Below are 26,562 nucleotides of genomic sequence, written 5' to 3'. Positions count from 1 at the left end.
ACGATCTAGAACTTAACTAGAAAGGCAGATCATCATCTGAGATGTTAATCGGCTTTCCAGAATCGGCGAAGGGGTCATTAAATGAATCGTTATTACCTTTGGAAGCCGGACGCGTGCCACCATAGCTTGGACCAGGGTCATAGCCGGTGTTTCCTTCACTCGCTTCACGTGAGCTTAGGAATTGCACGTTATCTGCAACAACTTCTGTTACGTATACTCTTTTACCTTCTTTATTATCATAGCTTCTGGTTTGTAAACGGCCTTCTACAGCAGCTTTTCTACCTTTACGAAGATAGTTTGCACATAGATCAGCCAATTGACGCCATGCTACAATATTGATAAAGTCCGTTTCTTTTTCGCCACCGGCTCCAGAATAAGGACGATTTATCGCCAAGGTAAAGGTCGTTACCGCAACACCATTGGGCGTATAACGCAATTCAGGGTCCTTGGTTAAGTTTCCAATTAGAATAACACGATTTAGCATAAGACTCCCTCCCCGCGACAACGATTACTGATCTTCTCTTACGAAAAGGAAACGAATAACGTCGTCGTTAATTTTCATCAAACGCTCAGTTTCAGAAACAACCTCAGCGTTAGCTTTAAAGTTCATCAAAACGTAGAAACCATCCTTGAACTTTTGGATTTCATAAGCAAGACGACGCTTACCCATTTCTTGAAGCTTGGTGATTTCTCCACCATTGTTAGTAACGATTTCGCTATAACGAGCTACATTCGCTTTCACTTTCTCTTCTTCAAGGTCTGGACGCAATACGTACATTACTTCATATTGACGCATACCTTCTTCACCTCCTTTTGGACTAGCGGCCCTTTAAAAAAGGGCAAGGAGCGAGTGCTAATGAAACCTACTAGAGGCACCCATTTCCATACTCGCATTTAAGCATTATAACAAACCATTAAGGACAAATCAAGAGATTACACGTTGAAACGGAAATGAATAACGTCGCCATCTTTTACCACGTATTCTTTACCTTCCAAGCGGTATTTCCCTTTTTCACGAGCAGCATTCACATTGCCCGCCGCTACCAAATCATCATAAGCTACCACTTCGGCACGAATAAATCCACGCTCAAAGTCTGTATGAATAACACCAGCAGCCTGAGGAGCCTTGGTTTCGCGACGAACTGTCCATGCACGCACCTCTTGAACCCCAGCCGTGAAGTACGTAATCAAACCAAGCAAGGAATAAGCAGCTCGGATCAAGCGGTCAAGACCTGATTCTTGCAGTCCTAGCTCTTCTAGGAACATTTCCTTGTCTTCGCCTTCTAATTCAGCAATTTCGGATTCTACTTTTGCACTGATAATAACTACCTCAGCGCCTTCAGCTTCAGCATGCTTGCGAACTGCTTGCACATGCGGATTCTCATCAGCATTGTGGATGCCGTCTTCCGCTACATTACAAACATACAGCATTGGTTTAATGGTTAACAGGTGCAGGTCACGAATGATTTTAAGCTCATCTTCTGTTAGCTCAACACCACGTGCTGCTTGACCTTCTTCAAAAGCGGCCTTTAGTTTTTCTAATACCTCAAGCTCTACCTTTGCCTCTTTATCACCTGATTTCGCTTTACGCCCCATACGATCAATACGGCGAGTAACGGAATCTAAATCAGCAAATACCAATTCCAGGTTAATGGTTTCGATATCGCTTAGAGGGTCTACTTTACCTGCAACGTGTACAATGTTCTGATCTTCAAAGCAACGTACCACCTGTGCAATCGCATCTACTTCACGAATATGGGCCAAAAATTGGTTCCCCAATCCTTCCCCTTTGCTCGCTCCTTTAACCAAACCAGCAATATCCACGAATTCAAAAGCGGTAGGTACAACTTTGTTTGGAACAACGATCTCTGTTAATTTGTTTAGACGTGGATCAGGTACTTCTACGATACCCACGTTAGGATCAATGGTACAGAAAGGATAGTTTGCGGATTCTGCTCCCGCTTGCGTAATTGCATTAAATAGGGTAGATTTCCCAACATTCGGAAGACCTACAATTCCAACGCTCGAACCCATGTATATATACACTCCTTATTTTCCGAAATAGAACATGCTCTTTAGTATAAAGACTTACTGGTTATAATACAATCACACAGTTCCCAATCTTTAATAGAAATGGTTCCCACAACTTGACCTAAAATTTCTTTTTCATATTTGTTTCATATCTTATAAAAAGTCGTCGTTTTTAAACCAAGTTCAGCCTTAATTTTACAGTCAGTTATAATACCGATTTTCCTTTTGGGATATAGAGTATCAAATTTCATACAAAATATAGCGCCTATCTTGTCAATAAACTCATTGTTGCATTTCTTAATGCCTATTGCAATTTTATATCGCTTCCCTGACTGTAAGGTTTTATTGTATGCAATACATTTTGTTGCGTAAAAATTATATATATATATCTACAAGGTTTAGGTATGGAGTAAATAAAAAAACGTAGATGCTGGCGCACCTACGATTCTATACAATAGGCTATCTCTCAATGGGATTGACTAGCATTGGGTAAGATCGTCAGCCTTTGGAAGGCTTAATGGCGGTCTTACTTTTTGGGGCCGGGGGAACGGTGACTCTTGTCACGACTAATCCCGGCAAGCTCACAAGGAAGCTACCAAACTGGAACAATAGAGAAGGAGTTTCGTGAGTGATTGCTATGTGCTCTTTTTATTTTCTAGGAGGTTTGCCATGAGGATCTCTAAAGTCTGTAACGACGATACTATTACCAAAATAATTGGTTACTAGAGTGGCGGTGAAATTGACTGTACTGAACGTTCCAATTTCTTTAAATTTATACACCCTAGCATTATTCCATGTCCAAATTTCCCCTTGTTTTTTGGGAGGAATTTTCACGGTGAATGTATCTTTATATTTGGCTTCCTCAACCCATTCTTTTCCTACCTCAGCATTAAAAACCTTTTCAAATCCCCCACCCACATTTATCGAAGTTTTGGAGTATGACTCTCTCTCCACTGTACGTACCCATTCAAAATCCTTTTTTGTCCTATTTTCTGTATAGTCCACTCTATAATCGTATTTCATAGGTCCAACGTAATCAACATATTCATAAGTATCAAAAAGAGCTGGCTGGATACCTTTTTTTTTTTCACTGTCTTTAGCAGTTTGATCCTTGATGGCGGATTCTTTTTTAAATCCATTCTGTTCCATAAATTTTTGGGCCTTATCAGGATCAGCGATGTAAATAACAGGTACTCTTTCGCCTTTTTCACTTGTGATGTATTCAATTTTGTCTGGGACAATGCTGCTTTCGCTCAACGTAGCCGGTAACTCATTGGCTTGGACATTATTCCCCATCCAAGGCATTGAAATTCCAATTGATAATGCTGCCACTAATGATAAACTTACTAGCTTTTTCACAATACTAATTCCTCCATTATTGTAAAATTTAAGCATTTTTATATTAGCATACAATTATTGGATATTCTATATCATTTGTAGTATTTTGATTATATTCCGTAATTTAGGGGGTATTAAGATTTTATGTTTAAAATAGGTGTTGCTTTTCTTTTTGGAGCGTTTTTTCAGTTATTTTTGGCGATGGTTTGGGGTGAATGGTTCGCATTAGAAAAATATAAATTTACTAAAACATACTACAATCACCCTTTAGATTCTTTCTATACGCTTTTCTATTGGGAGTTAGCAATAAGTGCGGTGATAATTCTACTCTCTTTTTTCATCAAAAAGGAGCCAAAGTAATAAGGTGCTACGAACTGTAAATCGACGTAATTTTTTATAACGAAGATCGCCATAACGATATCGTAGGCGGTCTTTTTTTTATTCATCCCAAATTGGATTAATAGTCTATTTCCTATAAGCTATTTATAGAAAAAAACCTTTATTATTAGGAGTTTGCTTCGTTTTCTTTACGAGATGTTTCCTTTACAAGACATTTGCCAGTCCTACAATTCCAACTCTCGAACCTACGTATACATCTACTCCTTATCAAAGCAATAAAAAAGAAAACCCAGCTTATCTAGGTTTTCTTCTTAGCTTCCTTCAGCAATCCTTCCAATTCATCTAGTCTCTCTTCAAATACCTTCATCGCATCCTCTATTGGTTTAGCTGTGGTCATATCTACCCCCGCCTCCTTCAAAACAGTAAGCGGCGGCTTAGAGCTGCCCAATGAAAGTAACGTCTTGATAAAACGTTCAGCTTCTGGTTTCCCGCCCTCTTCTACTTGTTTCGCAAGAGCTACGGATGCCGCAAAGCTTGTAGCATATTGATAGACATAAAAGTTATAAAAAAAATGAGGGACGCGGGCCCATTCCATGGCGATCTCCTGATCCATAACTACCTGCTTGCCATAATATTTTTTATTGATATCCAGATACATTTTTTTAAGGGAGTCCGCTTGTAGTGCTTCACCGCGTTGTTCAGCTTCATACATGGCTTTCTCAAATTCGGCAAATTGAGTTTGACGGAATAAGGTGGTACGGAAATTTTCTAAGTTTTGCACGAGTAATGCCATTTTCTCTTTATTTGTCTTTGCCTTTTTATATTGGCTCGTAAATAGCAGATTTTCATTCATAGTGGAAGCAACCTCGGCCGTGAAAATCGGATAACCCGAAGTTATATAAGGCTGTGCCTTGTTTGTGTAATACGATTGCATAGCATGTCCCAATTCATGGACAATAGTTGAAACATCTCCTTTTAAGCCTTGATAATTTAATAAAACATAAGGATGGGTATCGTAAGCCCCCCATTGGTAAGCCCCTGTTCTTTTATCAGGTGTAGAATATACATCTATCCATCGATTATCCAACGCTTTTTTAATCACAGATACATACTCCTCACCAAGTGGTGCAAGCCCGTTTATAACCAAGTCCTTTGCTTGTTCATAGGGGATATAATCATTTTTTTGATCTACAAGGGGTACATATAAGTCATACATATGAAGCTCTGGTAATGAAAGCATCTCTTTACGTAGCTTAAGATAACGCTCCAAGAGCGGTATGTTCTTATTCACAGTGGAAATGAGTTGATCGTATACCTCTACAGGCACCTGATTTGGTGTAAGACTAGCTTCCAAAGCATTCTTATACTTTCTACTTGATGCATATAGGTTATTTGCTTTAATTTGTCCTGCCAGCGTCTGAGCCAAGGTATCCTGATATTTCTCTAGTGTCCGATACATGGCTTGATAGGCGGCTTTTCTTACTTGCCGATCCTTGCTTTCCAAATAAGTGGCATAGTTTGTTCTGGTTAACGGCACCATCTTACCTGTTTCATCTTTTATCAGAGGCAGTGGGATGTCTTTGGAAATCATCTTATAAATATTTTCTGGCGTTCCCCCCAACGAAGAAAAGGAAGCCAACAATTGCTCCTGTTCTCTTGGAAGCATGTGCTGTTTTACACGTATTGTTTCTTGAATAAATGGTTTATAAGGGGCTAATTCTGGTGCCTGTAAAAACTGTTTCATCTTTTGATCGGGAATAGAAACAAGCTCTGGACCTACCCAAGAGGTTCGTTCCTTAACATATACTCGGATTTTTTCGGCTTGGTTGACAATTGCCTGAGCACTTGGATTAGCCGTTTGTATATCAAAATTCAATGTAGCATACACATTCACCTTATCGAGTAACCGCATCAATTGACTATACGCTTCCATCCCTTGAGCAAGCGCCTTTGCTGATTTCCCCCATTTGCCCTGTTGAGTTGCAAAAGCGTCGGCTAATCGCTTTGTCTCCTGCTTATCTTTTTCCCACGCTGATACATTTGGATAAATATCTGATAAATTCCATGTAAAAATGGTTGGAATTTCTTTGCGATTTTGATATGATGTTCGTTGTGTCTCTTTGTTACCCACTTGTGGATAGGCAAAGGAAATAGACATGAAGCTGCTGTGGATAAAAAATGTGCATGCAACAACTGCCCATACCAGATTTTTTCCTTTGAGAAAAATCATAGCAACTTGCTCCTTTCTACTAACGTAACAGTTCCATCATCATTTCTAAACAGGCTAGATTCGTTATTTTTTATGTAAGAAAATTGGATGGGATCGTGTTCATCTCTTTTATTGTGATAAATTGTCACAAAATTATTCAATTCTATCCTGGATAAGCCTGTGGATATCTTTGTGGATAGTTTTTTCAAAAAAAGTTATACACAAGTGAAAGCCTTGCTATATATGGGTTTTCACTTTTTGGGTTATCCACATTTTTTTATTTATTTTTGTGGAAAGTTTTTTCTATACACAAAAAGATGCCCCTATAACCGAGGCATCTTTTTTGCATTCAGCATCTCTACAACTATTCTTCTGCGGACTCTTTTGGCGCTGCTGGCACCAATACTTTTTTCATCTTCTTTTCAAATTCCAATCTCGGAATCATCACACTGTGATCGCATCCCGTACATTTAATTCGAATGTCCATCCCCATACGAATAATCTTCCATGCATTTGTGCCGCATGGATGCTGTTTTTTCATCTGGACAATATCCCCCAGATCAAATTGCTTTCTTTCCATGAATTCACCCACCTGGATTTATCACTTTATTATCTTTTCCCATCATAACAGTTTTAGGGTATGGGATTTCAATACCTCTACGAACAAATTCTTGTTTAATTCGTGCTCTCATCTTACGCATAATACCAAAATGCGTATTAGGCTTACACTCTGCTGTCACACGAATAATGACCTCTGACTGTCCCAACGCTTGAACACCCAATACCTGTGGTTGATTGACAATATCCTCTTCTTCTTTCCCCATTTTCTCTACGACTTCCTTTAAAACCTCTTCTACATGTGTCAAATCTTCCTCATAAGCGACAGACACATCAACAAAAGCCACTGAATTCTGAACCGAGAAATTAGTCACTTGATTAATCGTACCATTCGGAAAGATATGCACTTCTCCCGTCCAGCTTTTAATTTTGGAGATACGCAAACCAATAACCATGACGGTCCCTGTCACTCCATTGATCGTTACCATATCTCCTACAGCAAATTGATCTTCAAAAATAATGAAAAATCCTGTAATTACATCTTTTACTAAGCTCTGCGCTCCAAAACCTACAGCAAGACTCAATACACCCGCACTTACTAATACCGGCTGCAAATCTAGTCCTACCTGTCTTAGTACCACCAATAGAGTAACGAAATAGATTGTGTATCTAGCCACATTTTTAACCAGTATGCGCATCGTATCTACTCGACGTCTGTCAAATTGAATCATACTTTTCTCTCGATTACTAAAAATGCGATCAACTGATTTTCCAATAATGGTTACTAAAATCCGGGCTAACACAATAATGAGAATAATCCCAATCAAAGCAAACCCTTTATCCACCCAAAAATCTGGATTTGATAGTACTCCATATACCTGATTCCACATCTTTTGAAATGCAGTCAAGTTAGCATTCAAGTCCTGTTGTATTTCCTCCAAGTCTCTTTAACCCCTTTCTTTTTACAAACCTATCTCTACGTAAGTTCCATTTTCATAATGAAAAAATCCACGTATGACTACGTGCTGTGAAGTGATGATAGCCAGTGCGCGTTCAAATAACTCGCTGGGAAATTCAATAGATAGTGCACATCCAGCCGTAATTTCCTTAGGCGTCGGTCGGGTATCGATTTCGATATCCTCATATTCTAATAACATTTCTGCCCGTAATGCTTGCTGTGTTGAATCAAAAGCGATCAAGACGGTATTTTCCATCTTTATGCCCTCTCCTTTTCCTCCAGCCTCTATCACACTTACTCACCAGCTTATTCGTAAAGCATTATCTATTTTACCCGGAGACGACTCTCTCTTCTACTTTCTCTTGCAGTTTTTAATCAATTTCTAATCTCAATCCCCCCTCAGGTATAAAACATCCTAAATCTCCATATACTAGGAATACTTTTATTTCGCGGAGGTATCTATGAAACGATGTGAAGAGAATCGGGATGTTTCTTATCCTCCCTTTAGGGTTGACCACACGCATGAGTCAGCTACGAGACACTTGTCTGAGCATCTTTATGAACGCTTCCTCCAAAAGTCAGCAGATCAGGATCTAGTAGTCCTATGCATCGGAACAGATCGCTCTACCGGTGATGCCTTAGGTCCTTTGGTTGGCTCTCGACTACACACATATTTTCTTGACGATATTTTCGTATATGGGACACTTGAATCACCTGTGCATGCTGTTAATCTGGCAGATCAGATCGCACTGATAACAGAAAAGCATCCTAATGCTCTCATCGTAGCCATTGATGCTTGTCTAGGGCAATACCAGCATGTAGGATATATTAACGTCGTTGATGGTCCAGTGAAACCAGGAGCTGGAGTAAAAAAAGAGTTACCCGCTGTTGGACACTTCCATATCACCGGAATTGTCAACGTAGGTGGCTTTATGGAGTATTTCGTCCTACAAAACACTCGGCTACATGTTGTAGTCAGTATGGCTGATATTATTGCCTCAGCTATTCATAAAGCAACAGCTCAATTGTTTTCCCCGTTTGATTACACATATAAGGATATACCGTTTATACGAGACGGTAGTTGATAGTAAAAAAGGCGACCTCACACGCTAGTAAGGTTGCCTTTTTCATCTTCATCCTCTTTTATCCGACATAAAATGCCTCGGAAATCTCCCTGATTGCCGAAATCAGTCGTCTCACGTCATTTTCGTCGTTAAATACTCCAAAGCTGGCTCTCACAGCGCCTCTTTTTTCAGTACCAACTGTCTCATGGCCAAGCGGAGTGCAATGATAACCAGCCCTCACAGCGATTTGGTATTGTTGGTCTAAAATGAAGGCAATCTCAGAAGCATCTGCTCCCATTATATTAAACGCAGCCAGCCCAACCCGTTCGATTGACAGGTCTGGTCCATATACCTCTACCCCGTCTATCTTCATTAATTCCTCAAGGGTCATTTTTGCTAACGCCCATTCCTGTTGATGAATTTTCTCAATCCCAGTTTCCAGGACGAACGATACACCAGCACCTAGCCCCGCAATACCAACCGTATTAGCTGTTCCGCTTTCATAGCGGTCTGGTCTGGTCGTTGGCTGCTCAATAGCCTCGGATTGGCTTCCGGTCCCACCATGTAGTAATGGCTCCAGATTAATCTCATCTCTGACAAATAAGCATCCTGTTCCTTGTGGTCCGTATAGCCCCTTATGCCCAGGAAAAGCTAACATATCAATCTTCATATCGGCAACATCTATAGGTAGAACACCTGCTGTCTGCGAAGCATCCACCAAGAAGGTAAGCCTATGATGCTCACACAATTCTCCAAGCTCCTTAATCGGTAAGATCATACCTGTTAGATTAGAAGCGTGGCTAACCACAAGCAATTTGGTCTCTTTCCGAAATGCTTGGGCAAAATCTTCAGCATAAAAGAACTGATCTTCACGCGGCCTGACATATGTAATTTCAATTCCAAGCTTCGCGCGCAAATATTCAAGTGGCCTGCGTACAGAATTGTGTTCAATCGATGAGGTTACTACATGATCCCCCGGCTGTAGGAAGCCTTTTATCGCCTGATTGAGTGCTTGAGTTGCATTTTGGTAAAAAAAGAGGTTATTCGGATTCTCAATCCCGAACAACCTAGCAAGTTGTACACGCGTCCGAAACAACGCTTTACTGGCCTTCATCGCCAGTGCATGTCCTCCACGACCAGGATTGGCTGCGTAATCGTCTATTACTTCTATCATTGCTTCTTTTACCTGGGGTGGCTTTGGCCAAGAAGATGCGGCATTATCCAAATAAGTCACTGACATAGGAAAATCCCCTTTACTCTTCTATTTGCAAAATATCAAGAATGCGTTGCAGATCGTCATCGGAGTAAAATTCTATTTCTATCTTTCCCTTTTTATTCGTTTTATTGATTTGAACACCCGTTCCAAAACGATTCTGTAGACGTTGCTCCCATTGAACGTATACCTTTTCCTTTGTAGTAGGCTTTTTCTTTTTGGTTTCACGTGAAACATGCAGTTGTTTCACCGTTTCCTCCAATTGGCGTACCGTCCACTCGTACTTAATCACATCACGAGCCAGTTTCCATTGTAACTCTGCATCTTCTACAGGAATCAACGCTCTCGCATGTCCCATGGATAAGGAAGATGTAGCGACTAGCTCTTTTATTTTATCAGGCAACTGTAACAATCGCATGATATTGGTTACATGGGGACGACTTTTCCCTACTTTTTGTGCTAATTCCTCTTGGGTATAGGAACAATGCTCCATTAATTTAAAATATGCCTCGGCTTCTTCCATCGGATTTAAGTTTTCCCGCTGCAAATTTTCAATGAGAGCAAGCTCCATAATCTGTTGGTCTGTATAGCTTTTGATAACGACAGGGACTTTCTTTAAACCTGCCAATTTAGCAGCACGCAGACGTCGTTCTCCCGCCACTAACTCATATCCTTTAATACTCTTTCGGACGATTAAAGGCTGAATGATGCCATGAATCTTGATAGATTCCCCTAGTTCCTGCAAAGCTTTTGGTTCAAATTCTTTACGAGGCTGGTATGGATTGGGACGGATCTCACTGATTTCGACGTCTGTAACTTGCTCGCTCTCTTCAATCAAATTAGAGGTTATTAAGGCGCCTAACCCTTTTCCCAAGCGTTTACTCATATACCGACCACTTCCTTAGCCAATTCAGTATAAACTTCGGCCCCTCTCGAACGTGGATCATAGCTGATAATTGCTTGTCCATGCGATGGTGCTTCACTTAGTCGCACATTGCGTGGAATAATTGTTTGATACACTTTATCTTGGAAATATTTTTTTACCTCATCAATTACTTGAATGCCTAAATTCGTACGCGCATCTAGCATCGTTAACAATACTCCTTCAATAGCTAGATTAGCATTTAAATGCTTTTGAACTAATCGAACTGTATTTAAAAGCTGACTAAGCCCCTCAAGCGCATAATATTCACATTGAATGGGAATGATCACCGAGTCGGAGGCTGTCAGCGAATTGACTGTAAGAATCCCTAAAGACGGAGGGCAATCTATAATAACAAAATCATAGTTATCTTTCACGACCTCTAGTGCCTTTTTTAAGCGAATTTCTCGTGAAATGGTAGGTACTAGCTCTATTTCTGCACCTGCTAATTGTATCGTAGCAGGGATAATAGATAACCCCTCAATCTCAGTGGGCAGAGTTGTTTCAATTGGACTGATGTCATTAATTAGTACATCGTATACGCAATAACGTACATCGGCTTTATTAATACCAACACCACTTGTAGCATTCCCTTGTGGATCGATATCCACTAATAAAACCTTTTTGCCTATACTAGCCAAGCAAGCGCTTAGATTCACAGCAGTGGTTGTTTTACCAACGCCGCCTTTCTGATTGGCTACTGCAATTACTTTCCCCAAAATCTCCACCTCATTTGTACATGTTACTTGTGAGAGCAGCTTGTCGTATTCCTGACGCTGTTCGCGCAAAATTAGCTGTTTGTAAGAACGATTTTGTTGATAAAGTACACATTTTAGATGATGCCCGTATTCCATATATACATAATCATACAGAAAAAGAAAGGCGGCTCATGCCGCTTTATGACTGAGGTTTTTGATTTTTAGGGATACGAATCGTAAATTGATAATATTCATCGTAATCCTCTTCATTGGTTTCCACAGGCAGACCTGTTTGAATCACCATATCAATAGATTGACGCACAGTATTGATAGCAATGCGCGAATCACGTGAAAAGGCCTTAAATCTTCCCCGTTTTTCCTTCTCAGGCTTAGGATTGTCCATCATTTCTAATAATTGCTTCACTCTGGTTTCCGTTTGCTTCACATTAAGCTCCCGCAAAGAAATCTCTTCTAATAGCTTAATCTGTAGCTCTGCATCCTTTAACGGTATCAAAGCACGTGCGTGTCGCTCTGTAATCCGTCTTGCCATGAGAGCTTCCTGAATTTGTTGAGGCAAGTGTAAAAGCCGTAATTTATTAGCAATGGTCGATTGCCCTTTGCCCAATCGTTGCGCTAAGCTCTCCTGCGTTAGATTATGAAGGTCAATCAGTTTTTGATAAGCATAGGCCTCTTCAATGGCCGTTAATCCTTCACGTTGTAAATTCTCGATTAAAGCAATAGAAGCTGTCTGTGTATCATTAAAATCTTTTACAATAGCGGGTATCCGTTCCATACCGATTTTCTTTGATGCACGCCATCTGCGCTCTCCCGCAATGATCTCAAACTGGTTATTACGAACACGAACCACAATCGGTTGAATAATACCATGTGTCTTAATGGTTTGGCACAATTCTTCAATTTTCCCATCGTCAAACACAGTTCTAGGCTGATAAGGATTGGGGACAATCTCATCAACTGGGATTTGCTTAATCTCCTCGTTTTCCGCTTTATCCGAGAGACCAAACAAACGTGAAAATTGATTTTTTACTGTCATTCTGAAATCCCCCACTTCTTTACACACTGTTAGAAAAACTCTTGGTGGCCAATTCTTTATTGATGGCCAAAATTCAGCGATGATAGTGCCTTAGGTTTATCATTTCCCCAACATTTATCGCTTTACAAGCAAAGAGAGAAGAATATGAACATCTCTTCTCTGGCTTAAGGCTTTTGTTACTATACATTTCGCACAGGACGATGTCGGATAGAACCGGCACCTCTATGCTTCAAAGTATTCTTCATCATAAGCTTAAAGTCCTGCCGACGAAACAGATAATCTTTGTGTTTCACGTGAAACATGGCGATGTCTTATTTCTCTTCATTACGGCTTTTTCTCTTCCAGCTTGTTACCTTTAATACAAATATTTTCTCTTCTTTTTCTACTTCATCTTTTTCCGTTCGACCCTCTCCGCCCTCTTCTACAGACACTGGAATTTGGTTTACATTGAGGGGTAACAAAATCTGGATGAAATATCTCTCTTTGTATAACGGCTAATTGGGCTAAAACTTTTCCTGTTTTCTTTTATTTTTATGTGAAAAATGGAGTCATTTATCCTTCCTATGCTCACATATAAAAAGAAGTTAGCCCCACTTGGGACCAACTTCTCCGTGATATACATGCTTTAACTAGCTACTATAGCAATGGCTTTTTAGCCGGAATGCCTGGACGACGCGGATATGTTTTGGGAGTTGTCTCTATTTTGTTGATAAGGATGATATTTCTCTCCCCCGCTTCGTCAGGTAGCTCAAAGCTCTCTACCTTACGGGTTTTACCACCAAGTAGCTTAATAGCCCGTTTCGCCTCATTTAGTTCAAGCGTAACGTCCGGGCCCTTCATGGAAGCGAACAAGCCGTTTTGCTTAACCAACGGCAGACAAAACTCTGCTAATAAATTCAATCGTGCCACTGCTCTGGCTGATACGATATCGAACTGTTCACGGTACTTTTTATCCTGTCCAATCTCTTCTGCTCTTCCATGCACAGGATACAAATCCGTCAGGCCTAGTTCTGTACCCACATGACTTAGGAAATTCATACGTTTTTGCAAGGAATCAATGATGGTCATCTGTAAATGAGGGAAGCAAATCTTCAGCGGAATGCTTGGAAAACCAGCACCTCCTCCTACATCGGCCATTTTCTTCATATCCTGCAACGGAACATAAAACGCTAAAGAAATGGAGTCATAAAAGTGCTTATTATATACCTCATCCTCTTCGGTAATGCCCGTTAAATTCATTTTTTCGTTCCATTCGACCAATAGACGATAATATTGATCAAACTGGTCCAATTGTTCGGAAGTAAGCACAATCCCTTTTTCTTGTAGGCGTGCAGAAAAATCCTGTTTGCTCATTCCAGTCTCCTCTATTCAGCGGCTTGGTTTAGCATGCGATGAAATTGCTCCATATAAATCATCAATACAGAGATATCAGCTGGCGTTACACCGGAAATACGTGATGCTTGACCAATGTTTAGTGGACGAATTTTTTGTAGCTTTTCACGCGCTTCCTTCGACATACCGGAAATAACGGTATAATCGATCCTTTTCGGTATGAGCTTTTCCTCCACCTTTTTCATTTTTTCTACTTGAGCTAACGATTTACGAATATATCCGTCGTATTTGACTTGAATTTCTACTTGCTCGCGAACATCTACATCTAACTCTTCTGGAGCAGGAGAAATGCGGTGGATATGCTCATACGTTACCTCTGGACGACGTAATAATTGAGCTAGATCAATCACCTCTGTCAGTTCAGGAGTACCTGCTTCTCGAAGTACCTCCTGAGCCAATTCGTTTTCTGGACGAATCCGAGTTGAATGCAAACGTTCCTTTTCCTTTGCTACTAGCTCGCGTTTTTGTTGAAATTTGTTGTAGCGTTCTTCACTGATTAAACCAATTTCGTAACCAATGTCAGTTAAACGCATATCTGCATTATCATGACGAAGCAAGAGACGGTATTCCGCACGAGAGGTTAACAGACGATAAGGTTCATTCGTCCCCTTGGTAACTAGATCATCAATAAGAACACCCATATATGCTTCCTCGCGACCTAAGATCACTGGAGGTTTTCCCTGTACCTTACGAGCTGCATTTATCCCTGCCATTAGACCTTGTCCTGCTGCCTCTTCATAGCCTGATGTACCATTAATCTGTCCTGCTGTAAACAGACCTTCTATCAATTTGGTTTCCAATGAAGGCCACAATTGTGTAGGCACAATGGAATCATACTCAATGGCATAACCAGGACGCATCATTTTAGCATTTTCCATACCGTCCATAGAACGAAGCATGCTTAACTGAACATCCTCAGGCAGACTGGTTGACAAACCTTGTACGTACATCTCTTCTGTATGACGACCCTCTGGCTCCAGGAAGATTTGATGACGCGGTTTGTCATTGAAACGTACTACTTTATCCTCTATAGAAGGGCAATAACGTGGCCCGGTTCCTTCAATTGCACCAGAATACATCGGAGCACGATGCAGATTGTCCTGAATCACTTCATGAGTTTCCAGATTCGTATATGTTAACCAGCATGGTAATTGATCAGGAATCGAAGCTGTTGTTTCGTATGAAAATGCACGTGGTTCCTCATCACCTGGCTGAATTTCCATCTTAGAGAAATCAACGCTGCTTTTATGCACGCGAGGCGGTGTCCCGGTTTTAAAACGAACAAGCTCAAAGCCCAATTCTTTTAAATGCTCAGCCAAACGCACGGAAGGACGCATGTTATTTGGTCCACTTTCATACTGAAGATCACCAATAATAATCTTTCCACGTAAGTATGTTCCTGTGGTAACGACGACTGCCTTCGCTTTATACTGTGCTCCAGTGTTGGTAATAACCCCTTCGCACACGCCGTTATTTACAATTAGCTCCTCAACCATCGCTTGACGCAAAATGAGATTTGGCGTATTTTCAATCGTTTTCTTCATTTCATGCTGGTATGCAAACTTATCGGCTTGCGCACGCAACGCATGAACAGCCGGGCCTTTTCCTGTATTAAGCATCCGCATTTGGATATAGGTTTTATCTGTATTTTTACCCATCTCGCCGCCTAAAGCGTCAATTTCACGAACTACGTGTCCTTTTGCAGGGCCACCTACTGACGGGTTACAAGGCATATAGGCTACAGCATCTAGATTGATCGTGATAAGCAGGGTTTGACATCCCATGCGAGCAGCTGCCAACGCAGATTCACACCCTGCATGACCCGCTCCGATAACAATTACGTCAAACTCCCCGCCGTTGTATGTTGTGCTCATGTTTCTACCTCCTATTTACCGAGACAGAATTGGGAGAAAATCTGATCAATTAAGTCCTCGCCAACACTCTCTCCGATTACTTCTCCTAATAACTCCCACGCCTTTTTAATATCTATCTGCACCATATCTACCGGCATTTGTTGATGAACACCGTCAATAGCATCTGCCATAGCCTGTTCGGCCTGACGCAGCAAATTAATATGGCGGGCGTTACTGACATATGTCATGTCTTCCTGTTGGACACGACCTGTAAAGAATAGATGGGCGATAGCTTGCTCTAACTGATCGATTCCCTTCTCTTCCTTGATGGACGTTAAAATTAAAGGTGCACTCGGAAAAGCCTCTTTTATCTTATCTATATCCAGCTTTTGCTCTAAATCAGTTTTATTGACGATAATGATGACCTGCAAGCCTTTAGCAGCCTCAAAAATAGCGAGATCATCATCGTTTAAAAACTCATTATAGTTTACCATAAGCAGCACTAAATCGACTTGTTGAAGAATTTGGCGAGACTTTTCTACCCCGATTTTTTCAACAATGTCATCTGTCTCCCGAATTCCAGCTGTATCAATTAGACGAAGAGGAACCCCTCTTACATTTACATATTCCTCGATAACGTCGCGAGTCGTCCCAGCAATCTCTGTTACAATCGCCTTATCTTCCTGTACAAAGCTATTTAATAATGACGATTTTCCAACGTTAGGCCTTCCGATAATCGCAGTAGATAATCCCTCGCGCAGGATTTTACCTTGTTTAGCCGTTTGTAGTAAACGAGCCACTTGTTGTTTTACCTCCTCACACTTACCTAGGAGGAAATTCTGGGTAAATTCTTCTACATCATGCTCAGGATAATCAAGCGTTACCTCAATATGAGCCATTGCTTCTATTAACTCCTGACGCAAGCCCTTAATTAGCTTGGACAGCTTTCCCTCTACTTGTGATAAGGCTACCTTTAAAGCTTTATCCGTTTTAGCCCGAATCAGGTCAATAACGGCTTCCGCTTGTGATAAATCAATACGGCCGTTTAAAAAGGCTCTTTTCGTAAATTCCCCCGGTTCTGCCAATCTTGCTCCATGCTCCAGCACCAGATCGAGGACCTTCTCTACAGAAATCAAACCTCCATGGCAATTGATTTCCACTACATCCTCCCGTGTAAAAGTACGTGGTGCCTTCATAACAGAAACTAGTACTTCCTCTACTTGCTCATTAGCAACTGGATCTACCAGCGCACCATAATGTATCGTATGACTATCCACAGTGGATAACTTATTTTTACCTCGATAGATTTTATCCACAATCGAAATTGCATCATCGCCACTCACGCGAATGACTGCAATTCCACCTTCCCCCATGGGCGTGGCCACACCTGCAATCGTATCCATATTCACTATATTTCACCTCAAAACTATGAAGTAGGCATTCTTTTCCTAACGCCTTAGCATATCATATTTTTTCCACAATGAATAGAGCGCCTGCCATTGAGACTTATCCACAGTATTAGCAAAATCAAATCAGGTAAAACGCACAAAAAAAAAGAAGCCTAACGTGAGGCTTCTTTTTCCTTTGTTTTCGGTGCAACCACAATATAACGATGCGGTTCTTCACCTTCACTAAATGTAATGACATCAGTACGTGTTTGCAAAAAGGCGTGAATCACTTTTCGTTCTGCCGCTGTCATTGGTTCCAAACGTACGTTTCGTTTGGTGTGAATCGCTTTTTGAGCAAGACGATAAGCTAATTTCTCTAGTGCCTCTCTGCGCTTTGCTCGATAATTTTCTGCATCTAAAATAATGCGAACGTGCTTTTCTGCATGTTTATTGGCTACAACGTTAACCAAATATTGCAAGGAATCCAATGTCTGACCACGTCGACCAATCACCATGCCCAGATCTTCACCAATCATGTGGAAAACGGTACCTTCTGATTGCTTTTGGGAATCGATTTTCACATTGAGGTTCATTTGCTTTAACACATCAGCTAAAAATCCGCGTCCCTCTTCAATCGGATCATACTGTACTTCCACTTCTACTTTTGCATCTCTCGTACCTATCAAACCAAGAAATCCTTTGCTTGGCTCTTCTAGTACGCGAACATTTACTCTGTCTCTTGATACTCCAAGTTCTCGCAGTGCCTTTTCAACAGCTTCATCAATCGTTTTGGCTGAAGCTAGCGCTTTTTTCACTTGGAAGCTCCCCCCTTGGGACTTTTCTGAGTAGTACGGTTATCTTTGTATAAGAAATACGTTTGGATAATCATATAGATGTTACCGTATACCCAGTACAAAGCAAGGGCAGAAGGTAACGTCATAGAAATTACCAAAATCATGATAGGCATCATGTACAACATCATTTGCATTTGAGGGTTGTTTTGTATCGCAGAACCCATCATTTTTTGTTGCAGGAATGTTGTCAGAGCAGCTAAAACTGGCAAGATAAAGAACGGGTCCTTTTCACCTAGCTGCATCCATAAAAACGATTGCTCTCGAATTTCGCTCGTGCGAATAATCGCATTATAAAAAGCAATAAGAATAGGCATTTGTACCAATAACGGTAAACATCCTGCCAGTGGGTTAATGTTATTTTTTTGGAATAATAACATGGTCTCTTGCTGTACTCTTTGTGGATCATTCTTGTACTTATCTCGGATTTTTTGAAGTTCCGGTTGAATAACCTGCATTGCCTTGGAAGATTTAATTTGCTTCACGTTAAGTGGCAATGTCAACGTACGAATTAAAATCGTCGCAACCAAAATTCCAAGCCCGAAGCTACCGCCAAGTAAAAGTGCGGATTCCTTGATCAGCCAAGATAGCGGATAAACGAAGAATTTATCCCAGATTCCAGTTGATTCAGGACCAATTGGCGGAGGATGTGCAATATCAGTCCCACATCCTGCCAGAATTACCATAAGGAATCCAAGCAGAAGGACATAGCGAATACGACTACTCAAAGACATGTTCCTCCTTTAGTTAAGGAAAATTATATTATTTATGTTTCTCTGGTACTGGATCAATTCCTCCTGGATGAAAGGGATGACATTTAGCAATTCGCACAATAGCTAACCACCCACCCTTCCATACACCAAAACGGCGTATGGCTTCAATCGCATAAAAGGAACACGTAGGCGCAAATCGACAGGTTGGAGGCTTTAATGGTGAAATAAATTTCTGATAAAAGCGGATAAACCCAATCAAAAATTTCTTCATTATCATCTAACCTCTTTTTTCGTTATGTATCTCAACCGCCTTTATTGCTTTTGCTCTTTTTAAAGCATGCATTAAAGAGCCCTGTATGGAAGCAAGCGGCATCTCTTCTACCCCTGGTCTCACAATTACAATGATATCCAAATGAGGCTTGATTCGATCTTCAATCGCAGCAATCGCTTCTTTTAAAAGTCGCTTAACTTTATTACGCGTGACAGCGTTGCCAATTTTTTTACTGGCAGAGATCCCGATTCGAAAAGTGGCTTGTCCCTGATTTTCTAATGTATAAATAACAAATTGTTTGTTAGCAGCTGATTTTCCCTTTTGAAAAACCTTCTGAAACTCTTCATTTTTTCGCAATCGATGCGAGCGATGCATTGGTGGACACCCCTACCATCAACATTATAGTGGAAAAAAAGGGCGCATTCCACTGCTTCTAGTATTACCAAGAAACAAAGGAAGAAGCCAGACAGGGCTGGCTCCTCACATATATTCTCTCACCTTTTTCTATAGAAGTACTCTTACGTATTATCTATAGAAAAAGGCCACTTTAAAATGTGGCCTAAGCGGAAAGCACCTTTCTACCTTTACGACGACGGGCAGCTAAAACCTTACGGCCATTTTTTGTGCTCATACGTTTGCGGAACCCGTGATCTTTCTTACGTTTACGGTTGTTAGGATTAAATGTAGGTCTCATATTGAAGTTACACCTCCGTCCTCCAAGCATTCTTTGGAATTATATAAAGAAATAATCAAAAAGTCAAGTTACTCGTTATCTAATCCCTTTTGCCAAATTAATCCCTCTACTTTTACCTTCTCTTCCTCCTACATCTATCTTTTTTCTTTTCATCGTCTGTTTTCTACTATAAATAACTATCCACAAAAGATTATTTCCCGCCCCTGTGTATATCTTTTTTATCCACAGAAAAGTTTTCTACAAATTTATAAACAGGTTGCACACAAAATATAGGGGTGTTGATGAAATACGGCTACTATTTGTTGTGTTTGTGGATAACTATTAAAAAACCATTGATATCATGGCTTTTATTTGATATCATGTTTTTGTTTTGATCCGTTGATAAGTGAAATCAGATTTTTACTTTTCCACAGCATGTGGATAAGGTTGTGGACAGATATTCTGCATTGTGAATAAGATACTCACAGCTATGCGGATAATTGTCTTATTTTTTTCTCAAAAGGTACGGGAGTCCGTGATGACATATGATTTAGCATTTTTAATTATCCACAATGCCTGTGTAGTGCTGAAAGGAGGGATTTACTAGGTGGACGCAACGATTATAGAATTATGGCGAAAAGTTTTAGCTAAAATCGAGAAAACATTAAGCAAGCCTAGCTTCGACACCTGGTTGAAGGCGACAAAGGCAACTGCATTAGAGGAAGACTCTTTGATTGTAGTCGCTCCAAATGAATTTGCTCGTGATTGGCTCGAATCTCGCTATTCACCACTTATCATAGAAACGCTTTATGAAACGACAGGAATCCATATGAAGGTGAAGTTTGTCGTTCCCCAAAATCCCGACTTCGGTCTTACTGATGAGTTACCTATGGCGAAAGCAAAATTAGTATCTCAACCTCTAGCTGGCGATGATCAACCGCCTAGTATCTTAAATCCGAAGTATACATTCGACACATTTGTAATTGGTTCGGGGAACCGTTTTGCCCATGCAGCTTCACTAGCCGTAGCTGAAGCACCTGCGAAAGCTTACAATCCACTGTTTATTTATGGTGGTGTAGGTCTTGGTAAAACACACTTAATGCATGCGATTGGCCATTATGTCGTTCAGCATAATCCATCTGCGAAAGTGGTCTATTTATCATCTGAAAAATTTACGAATGAGTTTATTAACTCTATTCGCGATAATAAAGCGGTTGAATTCCGCAATAAATATCGTAGTGTAGATGTTTTGCTTATAGATGATATTCAATTCTTGGCTGGAAAAGAATCAACGCAGGAAGAATTTTTCCATACTTTTAACGCCCTGCATGAAGAAAGCAAACAAATCATCATTTCATCCGATCGACCGCCAAAGGAAATTCCTACTTTGGAGGATCGATTGCGTTCCCGTTTTGAATGGGGCTTGATTACGGATATTTCACCACCTGATCTGGAGACTCGAATTGCCATTCTGCGTAAGAAGGCCAAAGCCGAGAATCTGGATATTCCGAATGAGGTTATGATTTATATTGCCAACCAGATTGATAGCAACATTCGTGAGTTAGAAGGTGCTTTGATTCGCGTTGTTGCTTATTCTTCTCTGATTAATCGCGATATTGATACGCAATTGGCAGCAGAGGCCCTCAAGGACATCATTCCTTCTTCTAAGCCAAAAATCATTACAATTATTGATATTCAACGTGCAGTTGGTGAAGCTTACACGTTAAAATTAGAGGATTTTAAAGCAAAAAAACGCACAAAATCCGTTGCTTTTCCAAGACAAATAGCCATGTATCTATCTCGTGAGCTTACTGATGCCTCACTCCCTAAGATCGGGGACGAATTTGGCGGACGAGATCATACAACGGTTATCCATGCCCATGAAAAAATCTCGAAATCATTAGCAGTTGATCCTCAATTGCAGGCCACCATCCAAAACCTTATTGAAAAATTGAAGGCTGGCCATTAAACTATTATTCCTGTGTACATTTGTGAATAACCTAAAAAGCCTATACACAACTTATCCACATGTGTATAGGCTTTACTTTTCAGCGCTTTTTGCAGATATCCACAAATCCACAGCGCCTATTACTACTACTATTATTTTTTTAATATAAAAGATCACTTACTATATATGCATACGGCATACGGGAATATGCATAATTCTTTTGTAGAACAAATCCTTGTATACGGGGGTAAGGTATAATGAAAATTACAGTCCAACGTGACAAACTATCAACTGCTGTTTCACATGTGGCTAAAGCTGTATCAACTAGAACAACGATTCCAATTTTGACAGGTATTAAGCTAACAGCAAATGAAGAAGGCTTAACATTAACTGGTAGTGATTCAGATATTTCTATTGAGGTGCATGTTCCATTAGAAGAGGGAGAGAATTGGGGAGTTACTGTACACGAACCAGGCAGTATTGTGCTACCATCACGTATTTTTAGTGAAATTGTACGTAAATTGCCAGCTAATGAAATTGATATTAGTGTAGATGATCGTTTACTTACGTTGATTCGTTCAGGTCAAGCCGAGTTTACAATCAATGGTCTAGATGCTAATGAATATCCTCAATTACCTCAATTAGAAGAGGATAAGGTTTTTAGCATTCCAAGCGATTTATTAAAAACAATGATTCGCCAAACATCCTTTGCAGTTGCCACTTCTGAAATGCGTCCCATCTTAACAGGGATTATGTGGACACTAGAAGAGGGAATACTAAAATTTGTAGCGACAGATAGCCATCGTTTTGCTTCTCGCAATGCAAAAGTAGAGTGTTCTGAATCCCTACGATTCTATAATATTGTTGTACCGGGTAAAAGTTGTAATGAATTGGTAAAGATTATAGATGATGATCAGAATTTGGTTGATATCGTTGTAGCCGACAATCAAATTTTAGTAAAATCAAATCATATCTTATTCTATTCCCGACTGTTGGAGGGAACTTATCCAGATACAAATCGTATTATTCCACAGGGCTGTAAAACGGAGATTGTTTTATCAACCAAAGAATTTTTACAATCCATTGAGCGTGCTTCCTTATTAAGTCGTGAAGGAAAAACCAATGTGGTAAAATTGGTAACATTGCCAGATGGAAATGTAGAAATTTCATCGAATGCACCAGAGATCGGAAAAGTAACGGAAACCATTCAGCCAAAACAATGCACTGGGGAGGAGTTAAAAATCTCCTTCAACGCAAAGTTTATGATTGATGCACTTCGTTCCATTGACAGCTCTGAGATTGTAACTAGCTTTACTGGGGCAATGAGCCCATTTATTATTCGACCTACTGATCATGATTGGAGTCTACATCTAATCTTGCCAGTTCGTACGTATTAAGAGGTAGCCACCTAAAGGAGTTTTCCCACATGGCAGATAAAGTTTACATTTCTACAGAATATATTACGCTTGGACAGTTTTTAAAACTAAGTTCAGTAATTGATACGGGTGGAATGGCTAAGCCTTTTTTAGCTGAGGTACCCATTATGGTAAATGGAGAAAAAGAAAACCGCCGTGGTCGTAAGCTATATCCAGATGATCTAGTGGTTATTGAAGGGTACGGCTCTTATCAAGTGGCTGTACGCTGAGAGGAGTAAGCCCTTTGTTCTTACGTAATCTGTTTTTGACTAACTATCGAAATTACAGAGAGCTTTCACTGGATTTTACAGGACCGATTAATTTATTCGTTGGGAATAATGCGCAGGGCAAGACGAATGCATTAGAATCTATCTATGTACTTGCCCTTGCCAAATCCCACCGAACCTCCAAGGATAAAGAACTGATTAAGTGGAATGCAGATTATGCGGCGATCCGTAGTGAAGTCAATCGACGCTACGGATCTGTTCGTTTAGAGATGCAGTTGACCAATAAAGGTAAAAAGGCTAAAATTAATGGTTTAGAGCAGAAAAAACTGAGTAATTATATCGGTTCTTTAAATGTTGTGTTATTTGCGCCAGAGGATTTAGCAATCGTAAAGGGCGCTCCAGCCCAACGCAGACGCTTTCTAGACATGGAAATTGGTCAGGTTTCTCCAACATATATCTACCACTTGAGCAATTACAATAAAGTGTTAGCACAGAGAAATCAGCTATTGAAAGACCTTGCCATGAAAAAGAGTAGTCAGATTGACCTTATGGCAATTTGGAATACACAATTAGCTGATTTAACTGTAAAATTACTAAGGAAGCGTTTTGAGTTTATCACTAAATTAGAGCAATGGGCTCAAGAAATCCATGCTGGAATTACAGATGGTAAAGAGAAGCTGAGTTTGCATTATGTGAATAGTTCTCCTGTTACCAAAGAGATGAAAGAGGAAGAAGCTCTTCAAGCGCTACTGGCTGCTTATGAAGAGATATTTGAACGGGAAAAGATGAGAGGTAGTACACTAATCGGACCTCATCGTGATGATTTCTCTCTTTTGGTAAACGAGATGGATGTACAATCATTTGGCTCACAAGGGCAGCAGCGAACAACGGCTTTATCTTTGAAATTAGCCGAAATTGAGCTGATTAAGCAAGAAGTTGGGGAATATCCGATTCTGTTGCTTGATGACGTCTTGTCAGAACTGGATGAGCATAGACAAACATTATTACTTGAAACGATACAAGATAAAATTCAAACGTTTGTAACGACAACAGGTGTGGAAGGATTAAAGCATCAGGTCTTACAGCAAGCAACTCGCTTTAATGTGCAAGAGGGGTCCATTTCCAAAGAAGGGTAAGGTGAAGTGTATGTTTCTGCACGTGGGAGGAGATACGGTTGTTAGTATGAAGGAGGTTATCTCTATCATCGATCATCAAACGGTCAAGCACTCGAAGATATCCCTCACATTTATGGGAGATCAGAAGAAAGAAAAACGCATGATTGATCAGCAGTCGGAAGAGATTAAATCCTACGTAATTACGGATCGTGCTATTTACTGTTCGCCCATTTCTTCGCTTACCTTGAAAAAACGTGCGCAGTTTATACAGCACAGTGAGCTGTTTCCCTCTGTACAAACTGATAGTAAGGAGTTGACTGAGTAGTGGATGTAACAACTAAAGATCAAAACTATGATGCCAGTCAGATACAGGTACTGGAAGGGTTAGAAGCGGTACGTAAACGCCCAGGTATGTACATTGGCTCTACTAGCAGTCGAGGTCTACATCACTTGGTATGGGAGATCGTAGACAACTCTATCGACGAATCACTGGCAGGTTATTGTACGGAAATTAACGTATTGATTCATAAAGATAATACGATCACCGTTATTGATAATGGGCGTGGTATTCCTACAGGGATTCATGAAAAAACGGGGAAATCCACAGTAGAAACAGTTCTTACCGTTCTACATGCCGGAGGTAAATTCGGCGGTGGCGGATATAAGGTTTCTGGGGGATTGCACGGGGTAGGTAGCTCTGTTGTTAATGCTCTTTCAGAATGGATGACTGTTACTGTTAAACAAAACGGAAACATTTATTCCATGCGCTTTCATGTTGGTGCGCCGGAGGAAGAACTGAAAATCACTGGTGAAACAGATACAACTGGTACCACCATTACCTTTAAACCAGATCCAACTATCTTTACGGAAACAACCGTATATGAATATGAATTGCTTCAAAAGCGGATACGTGAATTAGCTTTCCTAAATAAAGGCTTGCGGATTACGTTAGAGGATCAACGTGAGGGTCAAGAACGCCGGGATGATTTTTATTACGAGGGTGGAATTAAATCTTACGTGGAGTTTCTGAATAAAAACCGTGAAAGCCTGCATGATGAAGTGATCTACTGTGAAGGCGAAAAAGATGGATTGCAGGTAGAGGTAGCCATTCAATACAATGATAGCTATGTAAGCAATATCTATTCTTTCGCCAATAATATTAATACGCATGAGGGTGGAACACACGAGGCTGGTTTTAAAGCAGGCTTAACTCGTGTAATTAATGATTACAGCCGTAAATTTAATTTCTTGAAGGAAAAAGATCAAAACTTGTCTGGTGATGATGTACGTGAGGGAATTACAGCGATTATTTCCGTTAAGATTCCTGAACCGCAGTTTGAAGGACAAACCAAAACCAAGCTAGGGAACTCTGAAGCTCGTAGCATCACAGAATCGGTCTTTGTTGAGCGATTCCAGGAATTTATGGAACAGAACCCTGCTGTAGCCAAAAAGGTTGTAGAGAAGTCCCTGATGGCTGCTAGAGCGCGTGAAGCGGCTCGTAAGGCACGTGAGCTGACTCGCCGTAAAAATGCCTTGGAAGTAAGTGCCCTGCCGGGTAAGCTAGCGGACTGTTCCTCCAAGGATGCAGCCGAGAGCGAATTGTTTATTGTAGAGGGTGACTCTGCGGGTGGTTCTGCCAAAATGGGACGCGATCGTCATTTCCAGGCGATCTTACCGTTGCGTGGTAAAGTATTGAACGTAGAGAAATCCCGACTAGATAAAATTTTAGGTAACAACGAGATTCGGACGATCATCACTGCACTTGGAACCGGTATTGGTGAGGATTTTGATATCAGCAAAGCGCGTTATCATAAAATCGTCATCATGACAGATGCCGACGTCGATGGTGCTCACATCCGTACGCTCTTGTTAACCTTCTTCTATCGCTATATGCGTCAACTAATTGAAGCTGGATTTGTGTATATTGCACAGCCGCCGCTCTTTAGTATTAAGCAAGGAAAAACGATTCAGTATGCCTTTAATGATCGTCAACGCGACCAAATCTTAAGCCAGCTAAAAGAGACTCCTAAGCCTAACATTCAGCGTTACAAAGGGCTAGGGGAAATGAATGCAGAGCAATTGTGGGAAACAACAATGGACCCTTCCGTTCGTACTTTGCTACAGGTAGACCTAGAAGATGCTATTGATGCAGATATGGTCTTCCAAACTCTAATGGGTGATGAAGTAGAGCCGCGTCGTGACTTTATTGAAAGCTACTCTCGTAACGTACGCAATTTGGATATTTAAGGTGGGCTCCGACTATCTCGGAGTGAAGCACCAGAATTCAAATTCATTCAATAAGAAGACAAAAAGCTTGTCCTTTACGGGGCAA

At 40.6% G+C, this 26,562-nt stretch carries 29 protein-coding genes; 8 read left to right on the top strand and 21 right to left on the bottom strand.

What is annotated here, in order from left to right; genetic code table 11:
- Positions 1–16 precede the first annotated feature (16 nt).
- From ssb to O0550_RS21120, 5 genes are all read right to left on the bottom strand, one after another.
- Positions 17–484 carry a single-stranded DNA-binding protein gene (ssb, locus tag O0550_RS21135; protein WP_003334008.1) on the bottom strand — a complete coding sequence of 156 codons (468 nt, stop codon included), beginning with the start codon at positions 482–484 and terminating at the stop codon, positions 17–19.
- Between the two features lie 24 nt (positions 485–508).
- On the bottom strand, positions 509–796 hold the full coding sequence (gene rpsF, locus O0550_RS21130) for a 30S ribosomal protein S6 (RefSeq protein WP_003334007.1): 288 nt from the start codon (positions 794–796) through the stop codon (positions 509–511).
- A 137-nt stretch (positions 797–933) separates the two neighbouring features.
- Entirely contained in the window at positions 934–2,034 is a 1,101-nt protein-coding gene (ychF, locus tag O0550_RS21125) for a redox-regulated ATPase YchF (RefSeq protein ID WP_003344608.1), read from the bottom strand.
- Between the two features lie 495 nt (positions 2,035–2,529).
- On the bottom strand, positions 2,530–2,664 hold the full coding sequence (locus O0550_RS24755) for a putative holin-like toxin (RefSeq protein WP_396125774.1): 135 nt from the start codon (positions 2,662–2,664) through the stop codon (positions 2,530–2,532).
- 15 nt (positions 2,665–2,679) lie between these two features.
- Complete coding sequence (locus O0550_RS21120; RefSeq protein WP_035318991.1) at positions 2,680–3,390, bottom strand: hypothetical protein; 711 nt, start codon at positions 3,388–3,390, stop codon at positions 2,680–2,682.
- A 123-nt stretch (positions 3,391–3,513) separates the two neighbouring features.
- Here O0550_RS21120 and O0550_RS21115 point away from each other — a divergent pair, with 123 nt between their 5' ends.
- Complete coding sequence (locus tag O0550_RS21115; RefSeq protein ID WP_035318993.1) at positions 3,514–3,729, top strand: hypothetical protein; 216 nt, start codon at positions 3,514–3,516, stop codon at positions 3,727–3,729.
- 277 nt (positions 3,730–4,006) lie between these two features.
- Here O0550_RS21115 and pepF read toward each other — a convergent pair whose 3' ends face one another.
- The 4 genes from pepF to O0550_RS21095 all read right to left on the bottom strand — a co-directional run bounded on the left by pepF (position 4,007) and on the right by O0550_RS21095 (position 7,689).
- On the bottom strand, positions 4,007–5,938 hold the full coding sequence (gene pepF, locus O0550_RS21110; protein WP_258427196.1) for an oligoendopeptidase F: 1,932 nt from the start codon (positions 5,936–5,938) through the stop codon (positions 4,007–4,009).
- Positions 5,939–6,281: 343 nt separating this feature from the next.
- Positions 6,282–6,497: a DUF951 domain-containing protein gene (locus O0550_RS21105; protein WP_003334001.1), complete on the bottom strand. Its 216-nt coding sequence runs from the start codon at positions 6,495–6,497 to the stop codon at positions 6,282–6,284.
- A gap of 4 nt (positions 6,498–6,501) precedes the next feature.
- Complete coding sequence (locus O0550_RS21100; protein ID WP_258427195.1) at positions 6,502–7,416, bottom strand: mechanosensitive ion channel family protein; 915 nt, start codon at positions 7,414–7,416, stop codon at positions 6,502–6,504.
- Positions 7,417–7,437: 21 nt separating this feature from the next.
- Positions 7,438–7,689 (bottom strand): putative Se/S carrier protein, encoded by a 252-nt coding sequence (locus O0550_RS21095; protein ID WP_258427194.1) that lies wholly within the window; start codon positions 7,687–7,689, stop codon positions 7,438–7,440.
- 205 nt (positions 7,690–7,894) lie between these two features.
- On the opposite strand from O0550_RS21095, the gene yyaC reads away from it, so the two are divergent.
- Positions 7,895–8,518 (top strand): spore protease YyaC, encoded by a 624-nt coding sequence (gene yyaC, locus O0550_RS21090; RefSeq protein WP_258427193.1) that lies wholly within the window; start codon positions 7,895–7,897, stop codon positions 8,516–8,518.
- A 58-nt stretch (positions 8,519–8,576) separates the two neighbouring features.
- On the opposite strand, the gene O0550_RS21085 is transcribed toward yyaC, so the two are convergent.
- The 12 genes from O0550_RS21085 to rpmH all read right to left on the bottom strand — a co-directional run bounded on the left by O0550_RS21085 (position 8,577) and on the right by rpmH (position 19,546).
- Positions 8,577–9,737 (bottom strand): aminotransferase class V-fold PLP-dependent enzyme, encoded by a 1,161-nt coding sequence (locus tag O0550_RS21085; RefSeq protein ID WP_258427192.1) that lies wholly within the window; start codon positions 9,735–9,737, stop codon positions 8,577–8,579.
- Between the two features lie 13 nt (positions 9,738–9,750).
- The gene (locus O0550_RS21080) at positions 9,751–10,596 is read right to left on the bottom strand and encodes a ParB/RepB/Spo0J family partition protein (RefSeq protein WP_003344625.1); all 846 of its coding nucleotides are present in this window, start codon (positions 10,594–10,596) and stop codon (positions 9,751–9,753) included.
- On the bottom strand, positions 10,593–11,351 hold the full coding sequence (locus O0550_RS21075) for a ParA family protein (protein ID WP_003344627.1): 759 nt from the start codon (positions 11,349–11,351) through the stop codon (positions 10,593–10,595). The genes O0550_RS21080 and O0550_RS21075 overlap by 4 nt, the downstream gene beginning before the upstream one ends.
- 178 nt (positions 11,352–11,529) lie before the next feature.
- On the bottom strand, positions 11,530–12,384 hold the full coding sequence (gene noc / locus O0550_RS21070) for a nucleoid occlusion protein (RefSeq protein WP_003333994.1): 855 nt from the start codon (positions 12,382–12,384) through the stop codon (positions 11,530–11,532).
- 636 nt (positions 12,385–13,020) lie between these two features.
- Positions 13,021–13,737: a 16S rRNA (guanine(527)-N(7))-methyltransferase RsmG gene (gene rsmG / locus O0550_RS21065; RefSeq protein WP_003333992.1), complete on the bottom strand. Its 717-nt coding sequence runs from the start codon at positions 13,735–13,737 to the stop codon at positions 13,021–13,023.
- Between the two features lie 11 nt (positions 13,738–13,748).
- Positions 13,749–15,650 carry a tRNA uridine-5-carboxymethylaminomethyl(34) synthesis enzyme MnmG gene (mnmG, locus tag O0550_RS21060; protein ID WP_096886295.1) on the bottom strand — a complete coding sequence of 634 codons (1,902 nt, stop codon included), beginning with the start codon at positions 15,648–15,650 and terminating at the stop codon, positions 13,749–13,751.
- A gap of 11 nt (positions 15,651–15,661) precedes the next feature.
- On the bottom strand, positions 15,662–17,038 hold the full coding sequence (gene mnmE / locus O0550_RS21055; RefSeq protein WP_162988303.1) for a tRNA uridine-5-carboxymethylaminomethyl(34) synthesis GTPase MnmE: 1,377 nt from the start codon (positions 17,036–17,038) through the stop codon (positions 15,662–15,664).
- A 152-nt stretch (positions 17,039–17,190) separates the two neighbouring features.
- Complete coding sequence (gene jag / locus O0550_RS21050) at positions 17,191–17,832, bottom strand: RNA-binding cell elongation regulator Jag/EloR (protein ID WP_003333988.1); 642 nt, start codon at positions 17,830–17,832, stop codon at positions 17,191–17,193.
- Positions 17,829–18,596, bottom strand: coding sequence for a membrane protein insertase YidC (gene yidC, locus O0550_RS21045; RefSeq protein WP_258427191.1), 768 nt, complete (start codon positions 18,594–18,596; stop codon positions 17,829–17,831). Before yidC ends, jag begins: the two co-directional genes overlap by 4 nt.
- A gap of 34 nt (positions 18,597–18,630) precedes the next feature.
- Complete coding sequence (yidD, locus tag O0550_RS21040) at positions 18,631–18,852, bottom strand: membrane protein insertion efficiency factor YidD (RefSeq protein WP_004432969.1); 222 nt, start codon at positions 18,850–18,852, stop codon at positions 18,631–18,633.
- 6 nt (positions 18,853–18,858) lie between these two features.
- The gene (gene rnpA, locus O0550_RS21035) at positions 18,859–19,227 is read right to left on the bottom strand and encodes a ribonuclease P protein component (protein ID WP_003333986.1); all 369 of its coding nucleotides are present in this window, start codon (positions 19,225–19,227) and stop codon (positions 18,859–18,861) included.
- 184 nt (positions 19,228–19,411) lie between these two features.
- Positions 19,412–19,546 carry a 50S ribosomal protein L34 gene (rpmH, locus tag O0550_RS21030; RefSeq protein ID WP_003333985.1) on the bottom strand — a complete coding sequence of 45 codons (135 nt, stop codon included), beginning with the start codon at positions 19,544–19,546 and terminating at the stop codon, positions 19,412–19,414.
- Positions 19,547–20,132: 586 nt separating this feature from the next.
- Here rpmH and dnaA point away from each other — a divergent pair.
- From dnaA to gyrB, 6 genes are all read left to right on the top strand, one after another.
- Complete coding sequence (gene dnaA, locus O0550_RS21025; RefSeq protein WP_003333984.1) at positions 20,133–21,494, top strand: chromosomal replication initiator protein DnaA; 1,362 nt, start codon at positions 20,133–20,135, stop codon at positions 21,492–21,494.
- A 236-nt stretch (positions 21,495–21,730) separates the two neighbouring features.
- Positions 21,731–22,870 carry a DNA polymerase III subunit beta gene (dnaN, locus tag O0550_RS21020; RefSeq protein WP_003333983.1) on the top strand — a complete coding sequence of 380 codons (1,140 nt, stop codon included), beginning with the start codon at positions 21,731–21,733 and terminating at the stop codon, positions 22,868–22,870.
- A 29-nt stretch (positions 22,871–22,899) separates the two neighbouring features.
- On the top strand, positions 22,900–23,118 hold the full coding sequence (yaaA, locus tag O0550_RS21015) for a S4 domain-containing protein YaaA (RefSeq protein ID WP_003333982.1): 219 nt from the start codon (positions 22,900–22,902) through the stop codon (positions 23,116–23,118).
- 14 nt (positions 23,119–23,132) lie between these two features.
- Entirely contained in the window at positions 23,133–24,251 is a 1,119-nt protein-coding gene (gene recF, locus O0550_RS21010; protein WP_003333980.1) for a DNA replication/repair protein RecF, read from the top strand.
- A 10-nt stretch (positions 24,252–24,261) separates the two neighbouring features.
- Positions 24,262–24,555, top strand: a complete 294-nt coding sequence (remB, locus tag O0550_RS21005) for an extracellular matrix regulator RemB (RefSeq protein WP_004432976.1) — start codon at positions 24,262–24,264, stop codon at positions 24,553–24,555.
- On the top strand, positions 24,555–26,477 hold the full coding sequence (gene gyrB, locus O0550_RS21000; RefSeq protein WP_022586007.1) for a DNA topoisomerase (ATP-hydrolyzing) subunit B: 1,923 nt from the start codon (positions 24,555–24,557) through the stop codon (positions 26,475–26,477). The genes remB and gyrB overlap by 1 nt, the downstream gene beginning before the upstream one ends.
- Positions 26,478–26,562: the final 85 nt, after the last annotated feature.

The sequence above is a fragment of the Brevibacillus halotolerans genome (assembly GCF_026891775.1).
Classification (GTDB): Bacteria; Bacillota; Bacilli; order Brevibacillales; family Brevibacillaceae; genus Brevibacillus_B; species Brevibacillus_B halotolerans.
Note: the sequence above shows the minus strand (reverse complement) of the source record. Positions and strands in the feature narration are given on the sequence as shown.